Source organism: Photobacterium phosphoreum (genome assembly GCF_002954725.1).
Taxonomy (GTDB): Bacteria; Pseudomonadota; Gammaproteobacteria; order Enterobacterales; family Vibrionaceae; genus Photobacterium; species Photobacterium phosphoreum.
On the sequence record NZ_MSCQ01000002.1, the window covers coordinates 208,789 to 231,197 of the forward strand.

Genomic DNA, 22,409 nt, shown 5'->3' on the forward strand with positions numbered 1-22,409 from the left:
GGGGCAGTGATTCTAGCATTTCCAATACGTAAATTCGAGTAAGCTAACGGTAACTGTTTTGGAAGGCATTTAAGGAAAATAGGTTAGATACTTTTTATATTTAAAAGGGACATGTTTTAGTTAATTATGATAAGTATCAAATTTTGAGTATTAATATTACTTTTTTATGATAGAGACATTGTTACGTTTTAGGATTATTGTTTGTTACAGATATTTAAGATAATTACTGAGGTGTATCATGAGCTTAAAAATCAAATGTGAACATATGGAATTAACTGATTCAATTAAATCATTAGTTGCAGATTATATTGAAAAAATGATGGTTATTGATCCTGAATTTAAACATATTCATGTTGATATCATTAAAGAAGATACAGGTTATGCTGTTGATTTAAAAATGGATACAGAAGAATTTAATAAAGTAAGTGCTAAAGCTCATAATGTAAATATTGATGAGTGTATTAAAGAAGCATTCTTCCATTTTGAAAAAGTAATTGAAAAGAAAGCAGCACATCAATAATAGAGTATTGTTTATTGTTGTAATGAGAAGGCTCTTATTTAGAGCCTTTTTTATTTGCTGTTGTTTATAATACGAGATTGTTTTTATTGATGAGAAATAAAAAAGGGTAGAGTAACAATTGTGACTATACCCATTAATAATAACAATAATATTAATTGCTGATCACTTGTCGGGTGGTGATTAAACAAATATTCGGCAATTGATCGGTTAAAAAAGCTTGTTTGCCTTTAATTCGTTTACTGTTGAGCACATAGGTTCGTTCATTCAATTTACCTTGAAAATCCCACTTACTGAATGCTTCGTGACGAGCATCAGAACACGATGTTTGTAATACATAACTTTCAGTGACTGAAGTATCACAGCGACCTGCGGTATTTTTTACACCATGAAAGCTAACATGGCTATCACGATCTCGATAACTGGTTACTGCGAGTGCATTGAAAAGATGAATCTCATCAGACTTATCGTTGTAAGACAATATACGGTGTGGGTTGGTTTTCAATGTTACCTCAGCAAGTTGTATTAATTCGCTTGAACAAGGGATCGATTGACTCTTTAGTATACTGTCCATTGATGTTTTTGCTGTTGCTGGTGCAATAAACATACTTGGTAATAGACAGGCTCCAATAATAAAAAGCGGTGCACATTTCATGTGAGTTCTCCGATCAATGCTTTTTCAGTGGCATCACTAACAACTGCACATCAAAGTGTTCACCATTAGCTTGCTGCATGCTAACAGTAATTACTTGATCAGCTTTAAGGGCACTTTTAACCCCCATAAACATTAGGTGATAGCCATTGCTTGCAAGCGTAACACTGTCTTTTGCGGGAATTTCAAGAGCATCTACTTTACGCATCGCCATTTGACTATCACGCATAAACATACGATGAAACTCGGTATGCTTAGCAATAACGCTGGTTGCGCCGGTGAGGGTGATCGCTTTATCACTCTTATTGATGATTTTCATGTAACCAGAGCTGACTTTAGTTCCGGGAATCGTGGCTTTCGCAGTGGCATTTTCAATGGTTAATTCAGCGTTTATTTTCTGAATATTACTATAACCATGTTGGGTTGATGGTTGATGGTCGCCATGATCCATATCTGTTGCAAAAGCCGCTGATTGAAAACAGCTAAGTAATAATGCTAACCACAAAGAATTTTTTTTCATTGTTTATATCTCCTATTGTTTAGCAATTGATTTGGCGTAGATACGCTCAATACCAGCAGCAAGCTCAATCGGGGTTGTGTTATGGCTCATCGCACCAACTAATGTGCCTGTTTCATCAATAATGTAGAAACGTGAAGAGTGATCAACGGTGTAGCTTAATTCCGATGATTCCATATCAACAATGTCAAAATAGACCCCATATTGTTTGGTGAGTGCATCAATTTGTTGTTTTGTACCTGTTATGCCAACAACGTGGTCATCAAAATATTTGGCGAATTGATTTAAGGATTCTAAATCATCACGTTCAGGATCAACACTAATGAACAACCCGCGTACATGGTTATAAGTTTGTGGTGATAAGCGCGACAAAGCTGTCGATAACACTCCCATTGATGAAGGACAGACTTCAGCGCAGTTAAGAAAGCCAAAATAAAGCACAACGATATTGCCTTTATATTGCTCAAGGCTGACAGTGCCATTTAAACTATTAAGCTCAAATGGGCCCCCAAGATCTTTAAGTGGCTTAACGTTTTCGCCTATTGGTGTGGTGGTGTTGTAGATATAGCCGCCCATTAATGTGGCAAGAAACAGTGCTCCAAACAGAAGCACTATTTTAGTTGGATTTTTGGTCATGAATGCGGCTCCATTATTACAGCTGGAAGTGCATTAACTTGATAGTTTTCGTCAAGACTTTCAGATGAAAAATCCAGTGATATCAAGGTGCAAAATACCATGATGTTAAAAATAGAGCTTAACAGCATTTTCTTACCCCATTGTGCATCTGGGACTTTTTGATAACCGACTTTCGCAATATAAAGCCAGTGTAAGCTGACTAATCCCATCCCTAATGCATACCAACTGCCAGCGTAACCGAGATAAGTTAAAGTGAGTGCTGCCATTGCAAAGGCAATGATGTAACCGATGATATGGTAACGTGCACGCGCAATACCGATCTCAACAGGTAAGACTGGAATCGATGCTGATTTATAATCTTCGAAACGGTAGATCGCAATCGCATAAGAGTGTGGAATTTGCCATAAACAAAAAGTGATGAACAATATCGCAGCGCCTGTATCAAACTGACCAGTAACCGCACAATAACCAATAACAGGTGGACATGCGCCAGATAAGCCACCGATTAAAGTGCCGTGAACAGATTTACGTTTGAAGTACAGGCTGTAAAAACCAACATAAACCACAAATCCAAGCACACCAAATTGAAAAGCAACTAAAGATGTATATTGATAAAGGGTAAAAAATCCCGCAAGGCATAATGTGCTCGCCCACATTAATGCATGTGATACAGGTACGACTTTTTTGACCAACTCACGTTCACAGGTACGTTTCATTAACTTGTCGATATCAATATCGATGACATTATTGAACACACAACCAGAGGCTACAATTAAGGTTGTACCAACGCATACCGCGAGTAGTAGTAACCAATTAATATTGCCTTGAGAAGCAAGCAGTACGCCACCCACGGCGGCAACTAAGTTGCCACCGATGATGCCCGGTTTAGTAAGTTTCAGATAAGGTTTAATCATAGAACATCCCTGATCAATGACCCATTAGCATGTTGTGGTTTAAGTGATCCATGATCCACAACGAACCAATAAGAATAATAGAAACAATGACGACCACGAATACGGCAGATGACGTATTCCACATTTGTTCTGATGAGGTGTTCATGTGTAGGAAGAACACCAGCTGTACTAGGATCTGTGCTACGGCAAAGACCATGATCACACCAATAATGAATTGGGTTGAACCGACACCTGCCATAACCATAGCGAAAGGAACAATGGTCAAAATAATTGAGAACACTAGCCCTCGAACATATTCTTTTACACTGCCGTGTGCTTGACCACCTTGACCATGTTCAGCTAAATGTTGGTCAGTTGAGTGTTGGTTAGTTGAATTGCCCATTACAATACTCCCATTAAGTAAACAACACTGAACACACAGATCCAAATAATATCGAGGAAGTGCCAGAACAGGCTTAAACAGGCTAAGCGTGTTTTGTTTTCTGCTGAAAATCCATCACGTTTAAAGTGGAAGAACAACACGATCATCCATACCAAACCTGCAAATACGTGCAGTCCGTGAGTCGCCACCAGACCATAAAATGCTGACCAGTATGCGCTGCTATGGAACGTTGCTCCTTCATTACTGAAATGATAGAACTCATACAGTTCCATGATTAAGAAAGAGAATCCAAGCATGAAGGTAATGCCTAACCACTTGAGCATGCCTTTCATGTCTTCATGATTAGCCTTTAACATTGCCATGCCAAAGGTAAAACTACTGAACAGTAGTAACGCCGTTTCTGCTAATACAAAGCTTAAATTAAATAGCTCTTTAGGCTCAATTAAGCCAGCAAAGCTGTTGGAGTAAACGGCATAAACGGCAAATAATGTACCGAATAATAAACAGTCACTGAGGATATAAATCCAAAAGCCAAAAATGGTATCACCAGCATAGTCGTGATGGTCATGATCATCGAGATCATGACCGTCATTAGACTGAGCAGGGACAGTAAGGTTAAGTGTATCTTTTACGTCTGTAGTCATAACTGCTCTCGTCCCTTATGCCATTGAGTCTGCTGGTTTTAGACCTGATGGATCGAAATCATCATCATCTTCACCATCTTCGTTTTCAAATGTCTTCTCACCACGTGCTTTTGTAAGATGTTTACTTTCAATGGCTTCAACTTCAGATACTTCAACGTAGTAATCTTTATTGCGTTGGAAGCTGTAAACGATCCAAGATGCAATCATGCCGACTGCACCAGCAATCACCATCCACCAAATATGCCAGATGAAAGCAAAGCCAAACATTAATGAGAACATACTGATAACCACACCTGCCCACGTATTTTTTGGCATATGAATGCGCTTATAACGTTCAGGCTTTTGGTAAGCTAAACCATGCTCTTTCGCATAATGATGTTCATCACGATCATGAATCTCTGGTAACAAAGCAAAGTTATAGAATGGAGGAGGTGACGATGTTGCCCATTCCAGAGTACGGCCATTCCATGGGTCGCCAGTAAGATCTACATTTTTCTTACGATCACGAATACTGACGTAAATTTGGTAGAACTGAACCGCAATACCCGCAGCAACAATGCATACACCAAATGCAGCCACCCATAAGTAAGGTGCCCATTCTGGATTATCTGCCACATTAAGACGACGTGTCATGCCGTTAAAACCAAGAACATAGACAGGCATAAAGGCGACGAAGAAACCGACAGTCCAAAGCGCACATGAGATCTTGCCTAGGCGTTCATCAAGGGTGAATCCTGTTGCTTTAGGGAACCAATAAGTCAGGCCAGCAAAGTAACCAAATAGTGCACCACCAATAATCACGTTATGGAAGTGGGCAATAACGAAGAGGCTGTTATGCAGCACAAAGTTAGCCGCAGGTATCGCCAGCATTACGCCAGTCATACCACCAATCGTAAATGTGATCAGAAATGCAATCGTCCACCACATACTGGCACTGAACTCGACTCGGCCTTTATACATGGTAAATAACCAGTTGAAGATCTTAACCCCAGTTGGAATTGAGATAATCATGGTTGCAATACCGAAGAAGGCGTTGACACTTGCACCTGCCCCCATGGTAAAGAAGTGATGCAACCATACGATAAATGACAACACCATAATCACCATTGTTGCCCACACTAATGAGGTGTAACCAAATAAACGTTTACGTGAGAACGTAGCGGTGATTTCGGAAAAAATACCAAAAGCAGGTAATACTAGAATATAAACTTCAGGGTGACCCCATGCCCAAATCAGGTTGACGTACATCATTTGGTTACCACCCATATCAGTGGTAAAGAAATGGGTACCGACGTAACGATCGAGAGTCAGCAGCGTCAGAGTGACTGTCAAAATAGGGAAGGCAAGAACAATCAGTGCGTTGGCACACAGTGATGTCCATGTAAATACCGGCATTTGCATCATTTTCATGCCAGGTGCGCGCATACGAAGGATGGTAACAACAAAGTTAATGCCCGTTAGTAGTGTACCAATACCTGATATTTGCAGTGACCATAACCAATAATCAACCCCAACCCAAGGATTGGCATCCATACCTGAAAGTGGTGGGTAGGCTAACCAACCAGTGGCAGCAAATTCACCAACAAAAAGGGACATGTTAATAAGAATAACGCCGACAACGAAGAGCCAAAAACTCAGGGAGTTTAAAAAAGGGAAGGCAACATCACGAGCACCTATCTGCAACGGCACAATAATATTCATTAAACCTACCACGAATGGCATCGCAACGAAGAAAATCATGATCACGCCATGGGCAGTAAAGACTTGGTCGTAGTGTTCTGGTGGCAGATAGCTGGCATCAATAGTTGAAGCCGCTTGTTGAGAACGCATTAATATCGCATCAGAAAAACCACGTACTAGCATCACCATTGATACGATGATGTACATAATACCTATTTTTTTATGATCGACAGAAGTAAACCATTCGCTCCATAAGTAATGCCATTTCTTTTGATAAGTAATCAAACCAAACAGTGCTAATCCACCCAGCACAACCGCCATCATAACGGGGAAAACAACGGGATCGGTAAAAGGGATAACATCCCAATTTAATTTGCCGAAAATTGGATCCACTTCGGCGTATACATCTCCTTTATAGGCCATTTTGGACTCCTGCGTGCTTCTCAATAATGTCTTTAAATTTCAGCGGTGCGACAGAGGCAAAATAGGTTACTGGATGTGGTGCAGTAATTTGCTCTTTAGCATTAGCTGTCAATTGATCGTAAGTGTTGTTATTTAGAACTTGCTCAGAGGCTTTGACTTTTTTGATCCATTGGTCAAAATCAACATCGTTCACTGCGTGGGCCTTAAATCGCATGTTGGCGAAGCCGTAGCCACTGTAATTGGCTGAAATCCCTCGATAAGATCCTTCTTCTTGTGCCATGAGGTTTAAACGGTTTTCCATACCAGCCATTGCATAGACTTGGCTACCTAGCTGTGGAATAAAAAATGAATTCATGGCGGTATCTGAAGTGACTAAGAATTTAACGGGGCGGTTAACGGGTAGAGCAATTTCATTGACTGTCGCGATCTGTTGTTCTGGGTAAATAAACAGCCATTTCCAATTCATTGCGACGACTTGAATGATTAATGGTTCTTTATCGGAAACAATCTCTTTTCTTGGATCGAGTGAGTAAGAAGTTTGATAGGTGATCCAACCTAATGCGAGAACGATCAGGCAAGGTACTGTCCACACAATGATTTCTATTTTGGTCGAATGTTCCCATTCTGGTGCGTATTCAGCTTTCTTGTTGCTATGACGGTATTTATACGGGAAATAAATGGTCATGAACAAAACAGGTACGATGATGATAGCCATCAAGAGTACTGATGTAATGATTAATGATGACTGGGCTTCACCAATGACGCCTTTAGAGTCAAAGAGCACCATGTTGCTACTGGCGAATAGAGCCACCAAAAGTAATGTTGAAAGTAGTGTAAGGAGAATGATTATCTTCTTCTTACTGCGGATTATTTTCATTTTTCCTCCTTGAACTTGATTACTCATAACAAATCAAAGTAGTAACTGTTACTGGATAAGAATTATTTTGTTATCTAATGTTTGTAAGTTTGTTGTTATCGTATCATTTCAAATAATGAAAAATAACACTCTGAGATATAATATTTAATTGTATTTAAGTAATAAAAAGCATCGAAAAGCTATTTTATTGTTATCTTTTGTATGTTAAATGGCTAATTTGCTACTGTATTGTAAATTTTATTACTCTATTCTTGATCAATTTAAGCAAGTAATAAAATGCTTATTTTACTTAAATGTATTAAAAATGTTAAAAACTGAACGTAGGTTATACTTTTAAGAATAAATTTTATGATTATGAGCGAAGTTGTTTTTTGAGCGGTTAAAAAGCAATCAAAAATTAAAGAGACAACCTAAAATGAACTGTTTAGTTTAAATTTATTGACGGGGAGTCGTTTTAGGTTTAAATTACACTGAACTGTTTAGTTCAATTTATCGAAAAGGTTAAATAGAGTAGAGAATAGAATAGATGTAGATCTATTATAGTCAAAATTGGCTGTGCTAATCGATGTTGGGGTCTTATTCAAAATACAAATCATGATAATCATATGACGAATGTAACGGTATTTGATCTGGATGTTGTTATTAAGGATGGCTGCCAATGAATATTTCCAGCTAACTAATCAGAAATAATAAAGAATAATTGTGGTGTTATTAAACCATTAACTTATTTATTAATATATTAATAAGTGAAGTTTAAGAGGTAGCTAATAAATAGAGATGACGTTGTATATTTTACATTGATAGATTTTTAGAGATTAAACGTTTATATTTGTTTTTCAAAATCCTATTTATGAAATCTTATCAATCAAATTAGTGTTATTTTTATGCCTGATTTAATAGAGCTTCAATTTAAATAAATCATTATACTCATCGAGTCAGATGACAATTAACATAATAGTGGAGTCAATATGTCTAATAATATTTTTAGTGCAAGTAATGTAATTAAAGCTTTTATTGGTGGTTTCCTTGGTACGTTAGCTTTTACTTTAATGGGTAAATTTATTGCACCACACCTTATTGGACATTCGATGAATGTTGCCGCTATTATTGCTAATATGCTGGGTACATCTGATAGTGTCGGTTTGATGATGCACTTCATGGTCGGTTCAATTATATTCCCTATTGGTTATTTACTTGTTGGGTATAAATATCTACCAGGCCCAGGTTGGTTACGTGGTATTATATTTTTAATTCCAATTTACCTTATTGCGATGACCGTTGTTATGCCAATGGCGGGTAAAGGCTTGTTTTTTAATAGCGTTCCTATGTCAATGGTTGCTTTGATGGGGCATATGGTTTTCGGTCTTATTCTAGGATTGGTTGTTGGTACGCCTAAAAAAGCAATTAAATAATAACTATAATTGTTATTAATACTATATCTTTTATTAATAACAATTTATCTAGTTATTCCTTTTTTCTTATAAACATTAAAGTGTTCTTTTTGTTCTTAGTACTCATGTTTAATAAAATCGAGCTTTATTTTACATAGATAAACATGTTTATTAAAAAGAAATAGTGTATATATTAATGATCTCTAACGAGGGTTCAATATGACAACTTCAATAAAACTTAATGCGGGTGATCTATTCCCAGCAACACAAGTAACATTACTTGATGGTACTTCTGTTGCTTTAGGCAAGCCACAAAGTAATGCAACATGGCAGGCTGTATTTGTTTATCGAGGTAAACATTGTCCATTGTGTACAAAATACCTTAATGAATTAGAAAGCTATAAACAAAAGTTGTTAGATTCGGGTGTTGAAATTATTGCTGTTTCTGCGGACTCAAAACAACAGTTAGAAGAACATATTGAAAAATTAACGATCAGTTTCCCTATTGCTTATGGTTTAACTGAACAACAAATGCAAACATTGGGATTATATATTTCGATTCCACGTTCAGAGCAAGAAACAGATCATAATTTCGCTGAGCCAGCATTATTTGTCATTAATGAAAACGGTGGCTTACAAATTGTTGATCTATCAAATAATCCATTTGTTCGACCAGAATTAGAATCATTAGTAAATGGTATTGGATGGATTCGTAATCCAGACAATAACTATCCTATTCGTGGTACGTTTAAGTACTAAGAATAAAAAACACCAGCCCAGCAAAGGCTGGTGTTTTTCTATTGGTAGCAAAAGAAGGGGATAGATATATTACTAAATCTTGATAATTTTACTGTTGTTATTGAATGGAACTCAGCATAGTTTTATTACTTTTCAATAGATTAACGTTAGTGCTGTATTCTTTGTCAATATATTGGGTACTATAGCGATAATATTGATTATTGTAGTGAAAGTGTTATGGCTCAGAAAATGACGATGGCTGATATTTCAAAACAGCTTGGAATCTCTAAAATGACAGTGTCACGTTATTTTAATGGTGGCTATGTGTCAGAAGAAAATCGGATTAAAATTGATACGATCGTAAAAGAAAATCACTATACACCCAATAAATTTGCGCGATCTATTCGTAGTCAATCTAATATTATTGGTTTTATTGCACCACGAATTGAGTCTTACACGACTAGCTTAGTGATTAAAGGTGCTTTAGCAGCAGCAAATGAGTCTAATGCCCGTATGTTATTTCATGCGACAGGATTTAGCCATGAATCTGAGCGCCAAGCAGTAAGTGAGTTCAACGGCCTTAATGCATTAGGTACTATTGTTATTGCTTCAAAGCACAGTATTGAAGAACCTTTTTATAAGGGGCTAGAAAATTTAATCTTTATTGGAAAACAAATTTCTGATCATTGTTGCTTATATTATCCCGAACAAGCGGCAATAACGGCACTTGTCTCTCACACCATTCATCAGTTACAACAACAGCAAGCCCCATTTTCAGCTATTCATTATATCTATGATGCGCGTATGCTTTCATCGCGAACTCAGCTGATGCAAACCACGCTGGCTCATATTGCACCGACCTTACCGCATTCATTACAAGCATTAGCTGATTCTGAACAAAAAGAAGCTTATCAATCAATTACATTGAAATCTAACCATGTTTACTTTTGTGCTACTGATAATATTGCGATACGGTTATACCGTCGAGCCAAAGAACAGCATCTCAAAATAGGGCATGATATTTGGGTGATAGGTATTGGCGATTATGATTATAGCGACTTGTTAGTACCTAGTTTAACAACGGTGGCATTTAATTATTATCAAATGGGTTATCAAGCAGTGAAGAAGCTAATCAAGCGCGATTCAAGTTCTTGTGAAGGCCAATTTGAATTAAAAATTAGAGAAAGCTCTCAGTTCATTTAAAAACCTTTTGCATATCACTACATTCGATCTTACCGTGTGTGTTATCGGTAACACATACGAATATGTAGTATACGTTTAGTAAGGTTAAATGGATGAATCACCCTAATAATACGTCAGCAACATCGCTTGCATGGTGGAAAACTGCCACTGCTTATCAAATATACCCACGCAGTTTTTTTGACAGCAACCAAGATGGTATTGGTGATATTGCTGGAATTATTGCCAAGCTTGATTACTTAGTTGAACTTGGTATTGATTTGGTATGGATTTGTCCATTTTATCAATCACCTAATGATGATAATGGTTACGATATTAGTGACTACCAAGCCATTCACCCAGATTTCGGCAGCCTTGCCGATGTTGATCGCTTAATCAATGCCGCACATCAACGCGGTATTCGTATCATTATGGATTTAGTGATTAACCATACTAGCGATGAGCATCCATGGTTTATTGAATCACGCCACAATAAAACTAACTCTAAACGTGATTGGTATATTTGGCGCGATGGCAGTGAAGCAACGGCTGAAAAACCAACCTTTGAGCCGAATAACTGGGAAAGTATTTTTCATGGTAGTGCGTGGCAATATGATGCTGATACTGCGCAATATTACCTACATCTATTCTCTAAAAAACAGCCCGATCTTAATTGGCAGAATCCAGAAGTAAAACAAGCGTTATTTAGCATGATCCATTGGTGGTTAGCACGTGGTATTGATGGTTTTAGAGTGGATGCGATCAGCCATATACAAAAACAACCTTGTTTACCCTCATTACCAAATCCAAATGGTGATAATTATGTGTCTTCGTTTGACTATCACATGAATGTTGATGGCATTGAACAGCATTTATATGAATTGCGTGATCAGGCATTTGCACCATTTGATATTGTCACTGTTGGTGAAGCTAATGGGGTTGAAGCACAAGATGCATTAACGTGGGTGGCTGAGCCCACTGACAACGATAAAGGTGGCGTCTTTAATATGATTTTCCAATTTGAACACATGAAGTTGTGGTCAGAAGAGCAAAATCGTGAACAGTTTGATTTGGTGGAATTTAAGCAAATTTTAACCCGTTGGCAAAATGCGTTAGAAGGTAAAGGGTGGAATGCTTTATACCTCGAAAATCACGACCAAGCTCGTAGTATTAATACGTTTGCAAATGCCAATTATTGGTATGGCAGCGCCACCGCATTAGCTGCCTGTTATTTCCTAATGAAAGGTACGCCATTTATTTATCAAGGCCAAGAAATCGGTATGGTTAATCATACGTTTATCGCGTTAGATGATTTTAATGATGTATCAGCTAAAAACTTAATCATTAAATTACAACAGCAAGGAAAAACGGAGCAACAGATATTAGAGTTGCTAAACCAAGTCTCGCGTGATCATAGCCGCTTACCTATGCAGTGGAATAAACAGGCATTTGGTGGTTTTTCAACAGTGACACCTTGGCTGGTCGTTAATCCTAATTACACCGATATTAATGTTGAACAACAACAGCGCGATCCGCACTCGATTTTACAGTTTTATAAACAGTTAATCGCCCTTCGAAAAAATAATCCAAGTTTGATTACGGGGCGCTATCAATTATTACTAGAAAATGATGCCCATATTTATGCTTATCAACGGATTGAATCAGATCTGACGTGGACAGTTATTACGAATTTAAGTGATCACGAGACCAAGGTTGATCTGGATGTGGCTCAGCTAGGGGAGTTAGTGCTCGATAATCAAACGCCAAATAATAATAACACTCGTAGCGACTTTATGGCGACACAATTAGCACCAGCTTATGCGGCTTATGTGTTTGTGAAAAAACAATAGTTATATTTATGGCAGGTCAGTGATGACGTAAACCTGCCTTCTCAATCAAGGACATCGTTATGAGTAAATTACTTTCGTTTGATTTTTGGCAACGGTTCGGTAAATCACTGATCGTTGTGATCGCCGTAATGCCTGCTGCTGGTATTATGATTTCGTTAGGTAAAGTTGTCGCTATGTATGCAGGTGGCATTGGCGCTATCGAAACTCTTGGCCATATTATGGAAAATATTGGCTGGGGTGTGATTGTTAACTTACATCTATTGTTCGCCGTTGCAATTGGTGGTTCATGGGCTAAAGAACGTGCAGGCGGTGCATTTGCCGCCGTGATTGCTTTTATACTGATCAACCGTACCACTGGGGTTATTTTCGGGGTTAATGGCGGCATGATGAGTGATCCTCATGCGACTGTTATGAGTCTGTTTGGTTCTGAGTTGCCTGTATCTCAATTTTTTACCACTATCTTAGGCGCTCCAGCACTGAATATGGGCGTATTTATTGGCATTATCTCTGGTTATTTAGGGGCTAATTTATATAACCGTTATTATGACTTTTCTCGATTACCTGAAGCGTTAGCGTTCTTTAACGGCAAACGTTTTGTTCCTTTCATGGTGATTTTCTATTCAGTGATCATTGCGTTTGTATTAGCGGTTGTTTGGCCATTAGTACAAGGTGCATTAAATGAATTTGGTCAATGGATTGCAAGCTCAAAAGATAGTGCGCCTATTATAGCTCCGTTTGTCTACGGTACCTTAGAGCGTTTATTACTGCCATTTGGTTTACACCATACGCTAACTATTCCAATGAATTATACCGAACTGGGTGGGGCATATCAGTTATTAACCGGACCAAGTGCAGGTTCAAGTGTTTATGGCCAAGATCCATTATGGCTTGCATGGGTGAGTGATTTAAATAATCTTAAATTAACCGATCCTGCGGCTTACCAGCATCTATTGGCGACTGTTCACCCTGCACGCTTTAAAGCAGGTCAAGTGATTATTGCAGCATCTTCTTTAATTGGTATTGGTCTTGCCATGTACCATTGTGTTGATAACGATAAGCGTCTGCAATATAAGCCAATGTTCTTTTCAGCATGTTTAGCTGTATTACTAACAGGTGTGACTGAGCCAATTGAATTTATGTTCATGTTTGTTGCGCCTGTTCTCTATGTTGCCCATGCAATATTAACCGGATTGGCTTTTGCGCTGGTGGATCTGATTGATTTACGCGTGCATGCTTTTGGTCTGATTGAACTGATTACACGCGTTCCAATGATGATTTCGGCGGGCATTGGTGGGGACTTAATTAGCTTTGTGATGGTGTGTATTGCCTTCTTTGCGATTAATTATGCTTTATTCCGCTTGCTTATTATTAAATTTAATCTACCAACCCCTGGGCGTGCAGGTAATTATATTGATGAGAAAGCCGAAGGGATGTCACAAGACGATAAGCTTGAAATTATTATTCAAAACCTTGGTGGTCGTAGCAATATCGCAGAGATTGATGCCTGCATGACACGTCTACGTATTACGGTTAAAGATCCTGCATTAGTGGCTGATTATACCTTATGGAAGTCAACGGGGGCGTTAGGATTGGTCATTAAAGATCAAGGGGTACAAGCTATTTATGGTCCGGGTGTTGATGTTATTAAATCTGCATTAATAGATAAGTTTGCGATGGCTTAACGAGTTGTTGTAACAAATGACATTATTGATAAGCGTAGTTGAAATGCTACGCTTTTTTATCTTAATACATCATTAGTAAGTGAATGATTTATGAAGTTATTGACATTAAATACTCACAGTTGGCAAGAATCAGATCAATTACAAAAGTTAGCCATAGTTGCTCAAGCTATTATTGATCAAGATTGTGATGTGATTGCATTACAAGAGGTTAACCAACACCATCTTAGCGCTGTTGTAAATGAACAGATATGCAGTAATCATCCCGTACACAGCGATAATTATGGCTATTTATTACAGCAAAAATTAGCCGAATTGGGGCATGATTATCAGCTAACATGGGATTTTGTTCATCAAAGTTATGACGTTTATCAAGAAGGATTGGCTTTTTTAACCCGCTTACCTATTATCGAGCATCAAGTGATCGATTTAAGTGATCATTATGATGTCAGTAATTGGAAACATCGTCGCGCTGTACGTATTAAAGTGGTTTATCAACAACAAGAGTTGGATTTTTATAATTGCCATTGTGGTTGGTGGAATGATGAACAAGGTTCGTTTGCTGATCATTTAAATCGAATTACAGCGACATTATCACCGCGATTGAGCTTCTTATTAGGTGATTTTAATAACCCTAGTCATATTCGCGATCAAGGTTATGATTATGCGTTACAATGTCACTTATTTGATTGTTATGCCATGGCAGAAACGAAAGATACAGGGATAACAGTTGTTAAAAATATTGATGGTTGGCAGCAAAATAGCCAGTCATTGCGTTTAGATTATATTTTTAGTAATCAGCAACTGTCTGTAATAAATCATCAGGTTATTTTTAATTGTGATTTTTATGACGTGGTGTCAGATCACTTTGGCATTATTACTGAAATTAGCATTAGCAGTAAATAGATTGTCAGCTATATCATAATTAGTGACTAAAAAGCTCAAATTTAAACCATGATTTGAGCTTTTTATTGTAATTTTATGGTTATCTCATATCAACATCAGTGATTTCAGCATCAATAAAGTAACGCTCAGCTTTTGGTGCATCAAAGATAATTGGTTTACCTTGATGCTGTGTTTTTGGACGGAAATAGGTGTCTGGCATACGGTTAATTGAGCGCCATACGGTGAACTCGTCCGTGGCTATTGTTTGACCGTCACTATTACTTAAACGCACTTTCATGGTGACATTGACTACTGATTTCGAACTTTGGTTTGTCATCATGGTTGGAATAATCAGTGTACCATTTTCGTAATGTGCAGCCGTTAATAGTACGTCTATACCGCTATTACTTAGCTGTTGAATTGCTTTTTTCGACCCTATTTCAACGGCAACACCTTTTGATGCACTAATAACAGGAATAGCCATAGCTGATGTGGCGATAACGGGAATTGCCGTTGTTGTTTTGAGAGTAGGGCTGGTGGTTGGATGATTGGTTTGTGCTTTATATTGCCAAGTAAAGTTATCATGCAGAATAACTTGGCGTCCGTCTTTAAGTGTGATGGTTTGATCCGCTGCCCATGCTGAACTTGAAGCGATTAAAGTAATAACAATACCGCACAGTTGCGTTTTTTTTAGCATTATTCTGTCCTTAACTTCTGATGCTTTTAGGGATGCAATTCTAGCAGTTTTATAGCTAAATAACGCTAATTCAGTTATTGATAATTGTTATTAAATAGTATGGTTAACCCGTATTTAAAAAAGCCAGCATGATAACTGGCTTATAGAGAAACAACGTACTGTTATTATAAACAATGAAGTCGTAATTATTCTTGTGCTTGATGGTCGATAGCACTAAGAAAAAATGCAATTTCTTTTGCCAGTAACGCGATTAACTGATTGTTATCAAGACGATATATTTCATCTTCAATATAAGTAAAAGATTGATAAATTAACTGCTCTTGTTTCGAAATATGTTTGAATAACTCAGTATGATTTAAGGTTTGTTGCAACAGTTGTTGAAGTTGTATTAATGAATGGGTTGCACTTTTTATCTCTGATTCTATTTGATTGCTGAGTATTATTTGTTCTTTATTTTCATTGATTTGCGTTAATATGCGTAAAATAATATTAGAGCTACGACTACAAAGAAGAATGTGTTCACTGGTTTGTGAATTACGTTGTGGTTCGCCTAAATATCCCATCCAGTGATCAAATAAGTTGGTATCGTAGACTACACAATCTTGGAAGTGGCGTTGTAATTTTTCGATGTGTTGTGGATCTTTATTTGCTAAGTAAAGATGAAAGCTAATCAAGTAGTCAGTATAACCTTTGATAGTGGTTGATAGTTGGGTTGGAAATGATTTCTTTTGCCAGCCAGGAGTGAGAATAAACACAAAAATAAGAGGAATAAATACTCCTAATACGGTGTTATCTAACCGTGGAAGCATGATGTTGTCTCCCTGACCATTGAGTGAGAAGCCAGCAAAAACAAATAAAGTAACGAAGAAGACTGCAAACCCATAATGACGCGCAGAAGTATGAAAAAACAGTACAGCAGCAATACAGAAGACAAAAGGTAAAATGTCGGTTGATACTTGAAAGTGCAGTAAACCACCGACCACAATCAATCCACAAACCGTACCTGTAAGACGCTGTAACAGCCGTGTCCATGTCATGGATAAATTCGGACGCAATATCAATAAGCTGGTCATTAATGTCCAAAATCCAAAATCGAGATTCAACGAACGAACAACGATAAGGCCAGTGGTAAGACTCAATGTTCCACGAAGTGCGTGACGGAAATAACTTGATTTCAGTGTCATTTGACTAATGAGTTTTGAAACAAGATCTTTCCATTTCCATGTTAGAACAATAGGTTTAGCTATAATTTGAGGGGTGATTGTAACCGTGGTTGCTTTGTTTTTAAGTTCTTGTAATAAAAGATAAATAATATCTAATTTATTAATAAACGAATGTGCTGTTATTGCTTCATTTTGCGCTTCTTCTGCTACCTGATATTGACGTAAGGTTTTGAAATCGATCTCAGGTAGAGCTAAATGGTGTACGTTATTAACACTGACTTGCGCTAAATATTGGCTAATCTGTTGGTTTGCATAATGAATATTTTCTAACCATTGTGGGTTATATTGCTTTAATAATGGTGTTGACGTGAAATACATTAAGCGTGTTTGCTCGTTAATACGTTCTGCAATTTTTAAAAAACGATAAATGTCCTGTAATTTGGCGCTGTCTTCACCACAACAAAATTGCTGATGAATGCGGTATTCAAGGGTATGTGACAAAGTTGCTATTTGAGATCGGAATTGGGCAGATTTAATAAAGATCTGGTTTTTATCTGTTGCAAGTACAAACCCTTGATCGTGAAGCATGAGTTTCTTCGCTAATACTTGATAAAGATCCGATAAAATATCTTTTGATTCCTGATTTGGAAGGAAGTTAATTGCTAATGCTTGCCAAAAAATGTACCACACCGCGCCACCAGTAAGCCATGTGGGTATCATCCATACCGGACGGCCATCAAGGTGTAATAACATCGCGTAAATGGCTAAGAGAATCGCTGCAAAACCAATTGCACCTAAACGTGGCGTTAATACTGCTAGCATAAAAAGAGCAAAGCTAACAATGGCTAATGAGCCTGCAAATAGCCATGAGTGTGGGAAAACGAGCTCAATACCTAAACTGATCAAGAAAAATAGCGGTAGGGCAATCGCAAAATCGTAGATGCGGTATTTAGTCACACTTGAGGTATCGGCAAAACCACAACTAATACTGCCGAGTGAAAAAGCAATGCCCATAGTGACATGACCCATTAAAAACAATGGAATAGAACTGCTCACAAAGCTAAGGGCGGCGATATTAGTTCTTAGATTAAAGAAAGTTCGCAGTGATGGGTAACGAAGTAAAATATTTGACTGAATCATTATCGGCACGGTAGTTAATAAAAAATACGTATCTCTATAATTTATCGCTTGTTGGTATGTTTAGCCAGTGTAGTAGCTGATTTTAGTGATAAATTTATTGGATTAAAGGATTGTTTGTTGTTTTCTCGTTTTTAATTGATATTTTTGATTATGGCTAAAATCGCCATAATCATTGGAAGAAAATGCTATTTATTGTCATTGGTTTTCTCATTACTATTGCTCCATCAATAAGTTAAGAGCGATATTATTATGCAACATCAAATTATTACTGATCTAAATAGCCGCTATACTACAAAGCAATACGATAAAACTAAAAAAATTAGTGCTGAAAATATAGATGTCATTAAAGAAGCAATTCGTTTATCTGCTTCATCAATTAATTCTCAACCATGGAAGTTTATTGTTCTTGAAAGTGATGAGGCAAAACAGCGTTTTCATCAAACAGTTGAAAATAAATTCCAATTTAACCAACATCATGCAATAGAAGCATCACATATTGTTTTGTTTGCATATAACCCTTCTTATACTAAAGATGACTACCGTCATGTAGTTGATGTTGAGGTGTCATCGGGACATTTACCTGCAGAAAAATATAATGATATGTTAGATGGTGCTTATGGTTTTGCTGAATTAAATACCGATGAAAATGGATTTAATGGCCATTGGACAAAAGCGCAAAGTTATATCGCATTAGGAAATGTATTGCATGTTCTTGCTCGTTTGGGTATTGCATCAACAACAATGGAAGGGATTGATTCACAATTGATTGGTTCAGTTTTTAAAGATGAACTTGATGGTTATGTTTGTGATGTTGCTCTTGCTATGGGATATCCTCTAGAAGAACAAGATTATAACTTTGGTTTACCAAAAGCGCGTCTAGCTGTTGATGACATTATTACTGTACTGTAATTAATTGATAAATAAGTATCATACAGTTTTTTGTTTAGAGAGGTACATTTCCCAGCGTGGTGGTGTACCGATATGATCTTGTACTTCTCGAATAAACTCTTTTACCAGCATGGTATGTTTTCGATGAGGACAGATTGCATAAATAGCCGTATCTACACGAGAGATAATCATAGTTGGTAAGAGCTGTATTAATCCTTGTTGTTCTAGTGAACCCTCTAGATTAGATAAATCAATAAGCGCATAGCCTATACCATCTTTGGCTGCGTTTATCATGGTCTTTACATCACTGACTTTGTATTTAGCTTGCATTTTATAGTGGCAAAATCGCTTACTTTTATCGGTGCTTTTAATCTGTAATTGATCAATCGTTAAGTCGACATTACTGTATACAATAGCTGGAAGTTCAGATAGTTGTTGTGGTGTATTAGGCATTCCATAACGTTGAATAAAGGCGTTTGAAGCAATTAATATAAAATGAGTATCGGCGATTTTTTTCGCAATTAAGTTTGATTCAGTCAATTTTCCAAGTCGAAATGCAATATCAAATTGTTCTGAAATAATGTCAGACTTTCTATCATCGAGTGAATGTACAATTTGGATATCAGGATATTGTGTCATAAAGCGTGAAATGACGGGTTGCAAGTAGTTTTGACCAAAATAAATGGGTGACGTGATCCGTAAAATGCCTTTAGGGTGTGATTGGTATGAGTTAGCAATGAGTTGGATATCATTTAAAGCATCGCTGAGTCTGGCTGTGTGTTTGAGAATATCCTCACCAGCAGACGTTAAAGAAAATGAACGTGTCGAACGGTTTAATAGCTGAACACCTAATTCTGTTTCTAATTTTTTGATTTTTTTTGATAATGATGAATTATCCATATCATGCAATGCTGCTGCTTTTGAAAAAGAACCTTGATGAACAACATCAGCAAAAAGTAATAATTGGGTAGTAAGAGACATAAAATAATCCTTTAATATTATTGTAATAATGAATCAGCAAATTTAGGTATTATAATAACTGAAAGTTAGACACGATAGATGAATTATTAACGCTATCTGTTGAAAAATAATAATCAAAGTAAAAATAGTAAGTGAATTTTTTCATTTTGCAATTTTTAAAATAAATACATTTCCATTTTTAATCAGCCTATTGGTGATTTCTCATTTTTGATGCTTTGTTGGTTTAATATATGCATATTTATTTTACCTCTCTAAATTAGCTAGATGATAAGATATGATATTAAAGCAAGATAACAAATATCGACAAATAACATTTAGCATACTCACTATGCTAATTATCTTTTGTATCATATTTTCTACAGCGATTCATGCTGCACACTGGCGTGGTGGTGGCATAACATGGTCACCGGTAGCCTTAGATGCTGATGGTATTAAAAATGATGTGATTATTTCATTAAAAACCGCATGTCATGTTAACCGATCAGATTGTAATGGTAACCGTGTGACTGTTTCTGGAGGAACAAAAACATATCTTGGTATAATTACAAATCAGATTATTAATGGCGAATATAAATTAGAAGTATCAGAAACTCAAATTAAAGATGTTGATGTCAATACAACTTACTTTGCTAATTATGGTAGTTGTTGTCGAATTAGTTTGAAGAATAATTCTGGTGGTTCTTGGAATATTCAATCAACAATACTAGTACAAGGCGGAAATAGAGCACCGTTAATTGATTTTCCAATTTTATATCAAGTACCTCAAAAAAATAATGATGGCTCAGTATTAACAAATTATACGATGAAAATTCCAGCATTAGATCCTGATGGTGACAATATTAAATTTCGTGTCGGTAATACGAGTGAAATGGGAGGGGGTGGTAACCCTCCAGGTTTGACGATTGATGAAAGTACGGGTGTTTTAACATGGAATAATTCTGGTACATTAGCTCCTGGCTTATACAGTGCCGGTATTGTTGTAGAAGATGTTGACAATAATGGGGTTATTAAATCTAAAACCCATTTCGATGTGTTATTTAACTTAGTTGATAAACCCGTCGTTAATTTCATGGCTTTTACTGATAGTGAAGTGATTGTTAAAAAAGGAGATAGTTATACTTTTAATGTTACAGGAACTAATATTAATGTTATGAGTTTAGGTGATATTTCTGGTGCTTTGGTTGAAACTGGCGTTGATGAATTTACCTTTACTCCCGGGCCTGTTGGCACAGGATTAGATCCTGGTATTTACCCAATGACATATCAAGTTGTTGATACTACAAATAATTACGTTCATGGTTACTTTACTGTTACCTATATTGTCCCCGATCCTAATGCCCCTGAAATTCTAAATATTAATGGCGATAAATCTTTATATATTATGGGGCTTATTGCTTCTCTAGATGTTAACTCAGATGCAGTATCAACAGATATTGATAGTGTTACCCTTAATGGCGGCCAGCTTAAAATTAATGTGGCCTATAAAGATGCTGCAAATGAAATTACCTTTATTGAATCCGTTGGTGATGGTGTCGGTGAAATTCGTGTTGATGCTCTAAATCAAGTCTACTATGAAGGGGTGCTATTTGGTGAAATTGATATAATTAACAATGGTGTTGGAAAGCCATTACAGATTAATTTTATTGATGATGCAGCAACAACAACAACAGCCGCTGGATTAATGAAAGCAATTCGCTATCAGAATAATAGTAGCATTGTTGGTAATAGAGATATCAGTATATATATTGAGGATGATACAGGATTAAGTAATATCTATGCGATGTCGACAGATGTGTTACAAGGTGATATGGGTGATGCATTATTAGCCGGTAACGATGCCTTCCATGGTGAAGCTGATAGTGACGGTAATTATATTATGGACCTTCGTTTAGGTACGTTGTGGGATCCTAATATAAATGAACAAGATAAACTGGCATTAGCTGATGATAACGATAATTTGGCTGATGATGATGGTGTGACATATTCTTTACCCTTTATCGATATTAATAATAATCTTGATTTAACCATTGAAATTCAAGAAGAAGTCGATAATGGACGTCAACTTCACGCTTGGGTTGATTTTAATCAAAATGGTGTATGGGAAGTCTCTGAAAAAGTCATTAATGATAATACTGCGATCGTTGGTAGTAAGTTATATTCAATTACAATGCCTAATAATGTGTTATTGGGTTATAGCTTTTTACGTGTTCGCCTATGTAGCATGAATACAACCTGTGATACACCTAATAGTATTGCTTATGATGGTGAGGTTGAAGATTATCGGTTATATTTCTCAGACTTAACTGCGAATACGACTTGTGATGTAGTGCTTCAAACGGATGCAACAGCAGGCAGTAACTACGCATTATCGCAATTAGATCCAGCCTCAAATCCAATGGCATTTTCATCATTATCGTCGCCAATTTCTATTTCTGGTCATCCTACCATTTCTGATATTAGTAGCCTTGGTTTCAATCGCATACTAGGGTTATTTTATGGTACTTTTTACAGCGGCGGTAATGCCTACCTGTTTAATACTGATCGCAATGGTAATTCATTTATTGGTCTGGATTCAA

The 22,409-nt window shown here is 36.9% G+C and carries 20 protein-coding genes; 9 read left to right on the forward strand and 11 right to left on the reverse strand.

What is annotated here, in order from left to right:
- The first annotated feature begins 238 nt into the window (after positions 1-238).
- Positions 239-520, forward strand: a complete 282-nt coding sequence (locus BTO21_RS13060; protein WP_045029979.1) for an HPF/RaiA family ribosome-associated protein — start codon at positions 239-241, stop codon at positions 518-520.
- Between the two features lie 151 nt (positions 521-671).
- Here BTO21_RS13060 and BTO21_RS13065 read toward each other — a convergent pair whose 3' ends face one another.
- From BTO21_RS13065 to cyoA, 8 genes are read right to left on the reverse strand one after another with little or no spacing between them, the layout of a single operon-like run.
- Positions 672-1,172, reverse strand: coding sequence for a hypothetical protein (locus tag BTO21_RS13065; RefSeq protein WP_045029977.1), 501 nt, complete (start codon positions 1,170-1,172; stop codon positions 672-674).
- 13 nt (positions 1,173-1,185) lie between these two features.
- On the reverse strand, positions 1,186-1,689 hold the full coding sequence (locus BTO21_RS13070) for a copper chaperone PCu(A)C (protein ID WP_045029975.1): 504 nt from the start codon (positions 1,687-1,689) through the stop codon (positions 1,186-1,188).
- 12 nt (positions 1,690-1,701) lie between these two features.
- Positions 1,702-2,322, reverse strand: a complete 621-nt coding sequence (locus BTO21_RS13075; RefSeq protein WP_045029973.1) for an SCO family protein — start codon at positions 2,320-2,322, stop codon at positions 1,702-1,704.
- Positions 2,319-3,236 (reverse strand): heme o synthase, encoded by a 918-nt coding sequence (gene cyoE, locus BTO21_RS13080; protein ID WP_045029971.1) that lies wholly within the window; start codon positions 3,234-3,236, stop codon positions 2,319-2,321. Before cyoE ends, BTO21_RS13075 begins: the two co-directional genes overlap by 4 nt.
- Before the next feature lie 13 nt (positions 3,237-3,249).
- Positions 3,250-3,618, reverse strand: a complete 369-nt coding sequence (gene cyoD, locus BTO21_RS13085; protein WP_045029970.1) for a cytochrome o ubiquinol oxidase subunit IV — start codon at positions 3,616-3,618, stop codon at positions 3,250-3,252.
- Positions 3,618-4,262 carry a cytochrome o ubiquinol oxidase subunit III gene (cyoC, locus tag BTO21_RS13090; protein ID WP_045029968.1) on the reverse strand — a complete coding sequence of 215 codons (645 nt, stop codon included), beginning with the start codon at positions 4,260-4,262 and terminating at the stop codon, positions 3,618-3,620. The genes cyoD and cyoC overlap by 1 nt, the downstream gene beginning before the upstream one ends.
- 15 nt (positions 4,263-4,277) lie before the next feature.
- On the reverse strand, positions 4,278-6,365 hold the full coding sequence (gene cyoB / locus BTO21_RS13095; protein WP_045029967.1) for a cytochrome o ubiquinol oxidase subunit I: 2,088 nt from the start codon (positions 6,363-6,365) through the stop codon (positions 4,278-4,280).
- Positions 6,355-7,242, reverse strand: coding sequence for a ubiquinol oxidase subunit II (gene cyoA / locus BTO21_RS13100; protein ID WP_045029965.1), 888 nt, complete (start codon positions 7,240-7,242; stop codon positions 6,355-6,357). The genes cyoB and cyoA overlap by 11 nt, the downstream gene beginning before the upstream one ends.
- A gap of 968 nt (positions 7,243-8,210) precedes the next feature.
- Between cyoA and BTO21_RS13105 the strand changes: the two genes are divergently transcribed.
- The 6 genes from BTO21_RS13105 (at position 8,211) to BTO21_RS13130 (ending at position 14,985) form a co-directional block, all read left to right on the forward strand.
- Positions 8,211-8,654, forward strand: a complete 444-nt coding sequence (locus BTO21_RS13105) for a DUF6789 family protein (protein ID WP_052672668.1) — start codon at positions 8,211-8,213, stop codon at positions 8,652-8,654.
- Positions 8,655-8,852: 198 nt separating this feature from the next.
- Positions 8,853-9,392, forward strand: a complete 540-nt coding sequence (locus BTO21_RS13110) for a redoxin family protein (protein WP_045029964.1) — start codon at positions 8,853-8,855, stop codon at positions 9,390-9,392.
- Between the two features lie 216 nt (positions 9,393-9,608).
- Positions 9,609-10,574 (forward strand): LacI family DNA-binding transcriptional regulator, encoded by a 966-nt coding sequence (locus tag BTO21_RS13115; protein ID WP_045029962.1) that lies wholly within the window; start codon positions 9,609-9,611, stop codon positions 10,572-10,574.
- A 92-nt stretch (positions 10,575-10,666) separates the two neighbouring features.
- The gene (locus BTO21_RS13120; protein WP_045029961.1) at positions 10,667-12,400 is read left to right on the forward strand and encodes an alpha-glucosidase; all 1,734 of its coding nucleotides are present in this window, start codon (positions 10,667-10,669) and stop codon (positions 12,398-12,400) included.
- 59 nt (positions 12,401-12,459) lie between these two features.
- Positions 12,460-14,082, forward strand: coding sequence for a PTS transporter subunit IIBC (locus tag BTO21_RS13125; RefSeq protein ID WP_045029959.1), 1,623 nt, complete (start codon positions 12,460-12,462; stop codon positions 14,080-14,082).
- Positions 14,083-14,172: 90 nt separating this feature from the next.
- Entirely contained in the window at positions 14,173-14,985 is an 813-nt protein-coding gene (locus BTO21_RS13130; RefSeq protein WP_045029957.1) for an endonuclease/exonuclease/phosphatase family protein, read from the forward strand.
- Between the two features lie 79 nt (positions 14,986-15,064).
- Here BTO21_RS13130 and BTO21_RS13135 read toward each other — a convergent pair whose 3' ends face one another.
- Both BTO21_RS13135 and BTO21_RS13140 read right to left on the reverse strand, forming a co-directional pair.
- Positions 15,065-15,661: a DUF3157 family protein gene (locus BTO21_RS13135; RefSeq protein WP_105026850.1), complete on the reverse strand. Its 597-nt coding sequence runs from the start codon at positions 15,659-15,661 to the stop codon at positions 15,065-15,067.
- A 185-nt stretch (positions 15,662-15,846) separates the two neighbouring features.
- Entirely contained in the window at positions 15,847-17,964 is a 2,118-nt protein-coding gene (locus BTO21_RS13140; protein WP_239998017.1) for an FUSC family membrane protein, read from the reverse strand.
- A 249-nt stretch (positions 17,965-18,213) separates the two neighbouring features.
- Here BTO21_RS13140 and BTO21_RS13145 point away from each other — a divergent pair, with 249 nt between their 5' ends.
- Complete coding sequence (locus BTO21_RS13145; protein WP_105026851.1) at positions 18,214-18,873, forward strand: nitroreductase family protein; 660 nt, start codon at positions 18,214-18,216, stop codon at positions 18,871-18,873.
- An 18-nt stretch (positions 18,874-18,891) separates the two neighbouring features.
- Here BTO21_RS13145 and BTO21_RS13150 read toward each other — a convergent pair whose 3' ends face one another.
- Positions 18,892-19,833, reverse strand: a complete 942-nt coding sequence (locus tag BTO21_RS13150) for a LysR family transcriptional regulator (RefSeq protein WP_045029954.1) — start codon at positions 19,831-19,833, stop codon at positions 18,892-18,894.
- Between the two features lie 328 nt (positions 19,834-20,161).
- On the opposite strand from BTO21_RS13150, the gene BTO21_RS13155 reads away from it, so the two are divergent.
- The coding region (locus BTO21_RS13155) for a GEVED domain-containing protein (RefSeq protein ID WP_211298256.1) at positions 20,162-22,409 on the forward strand (2,248 nt) is incomplete at its 3' end.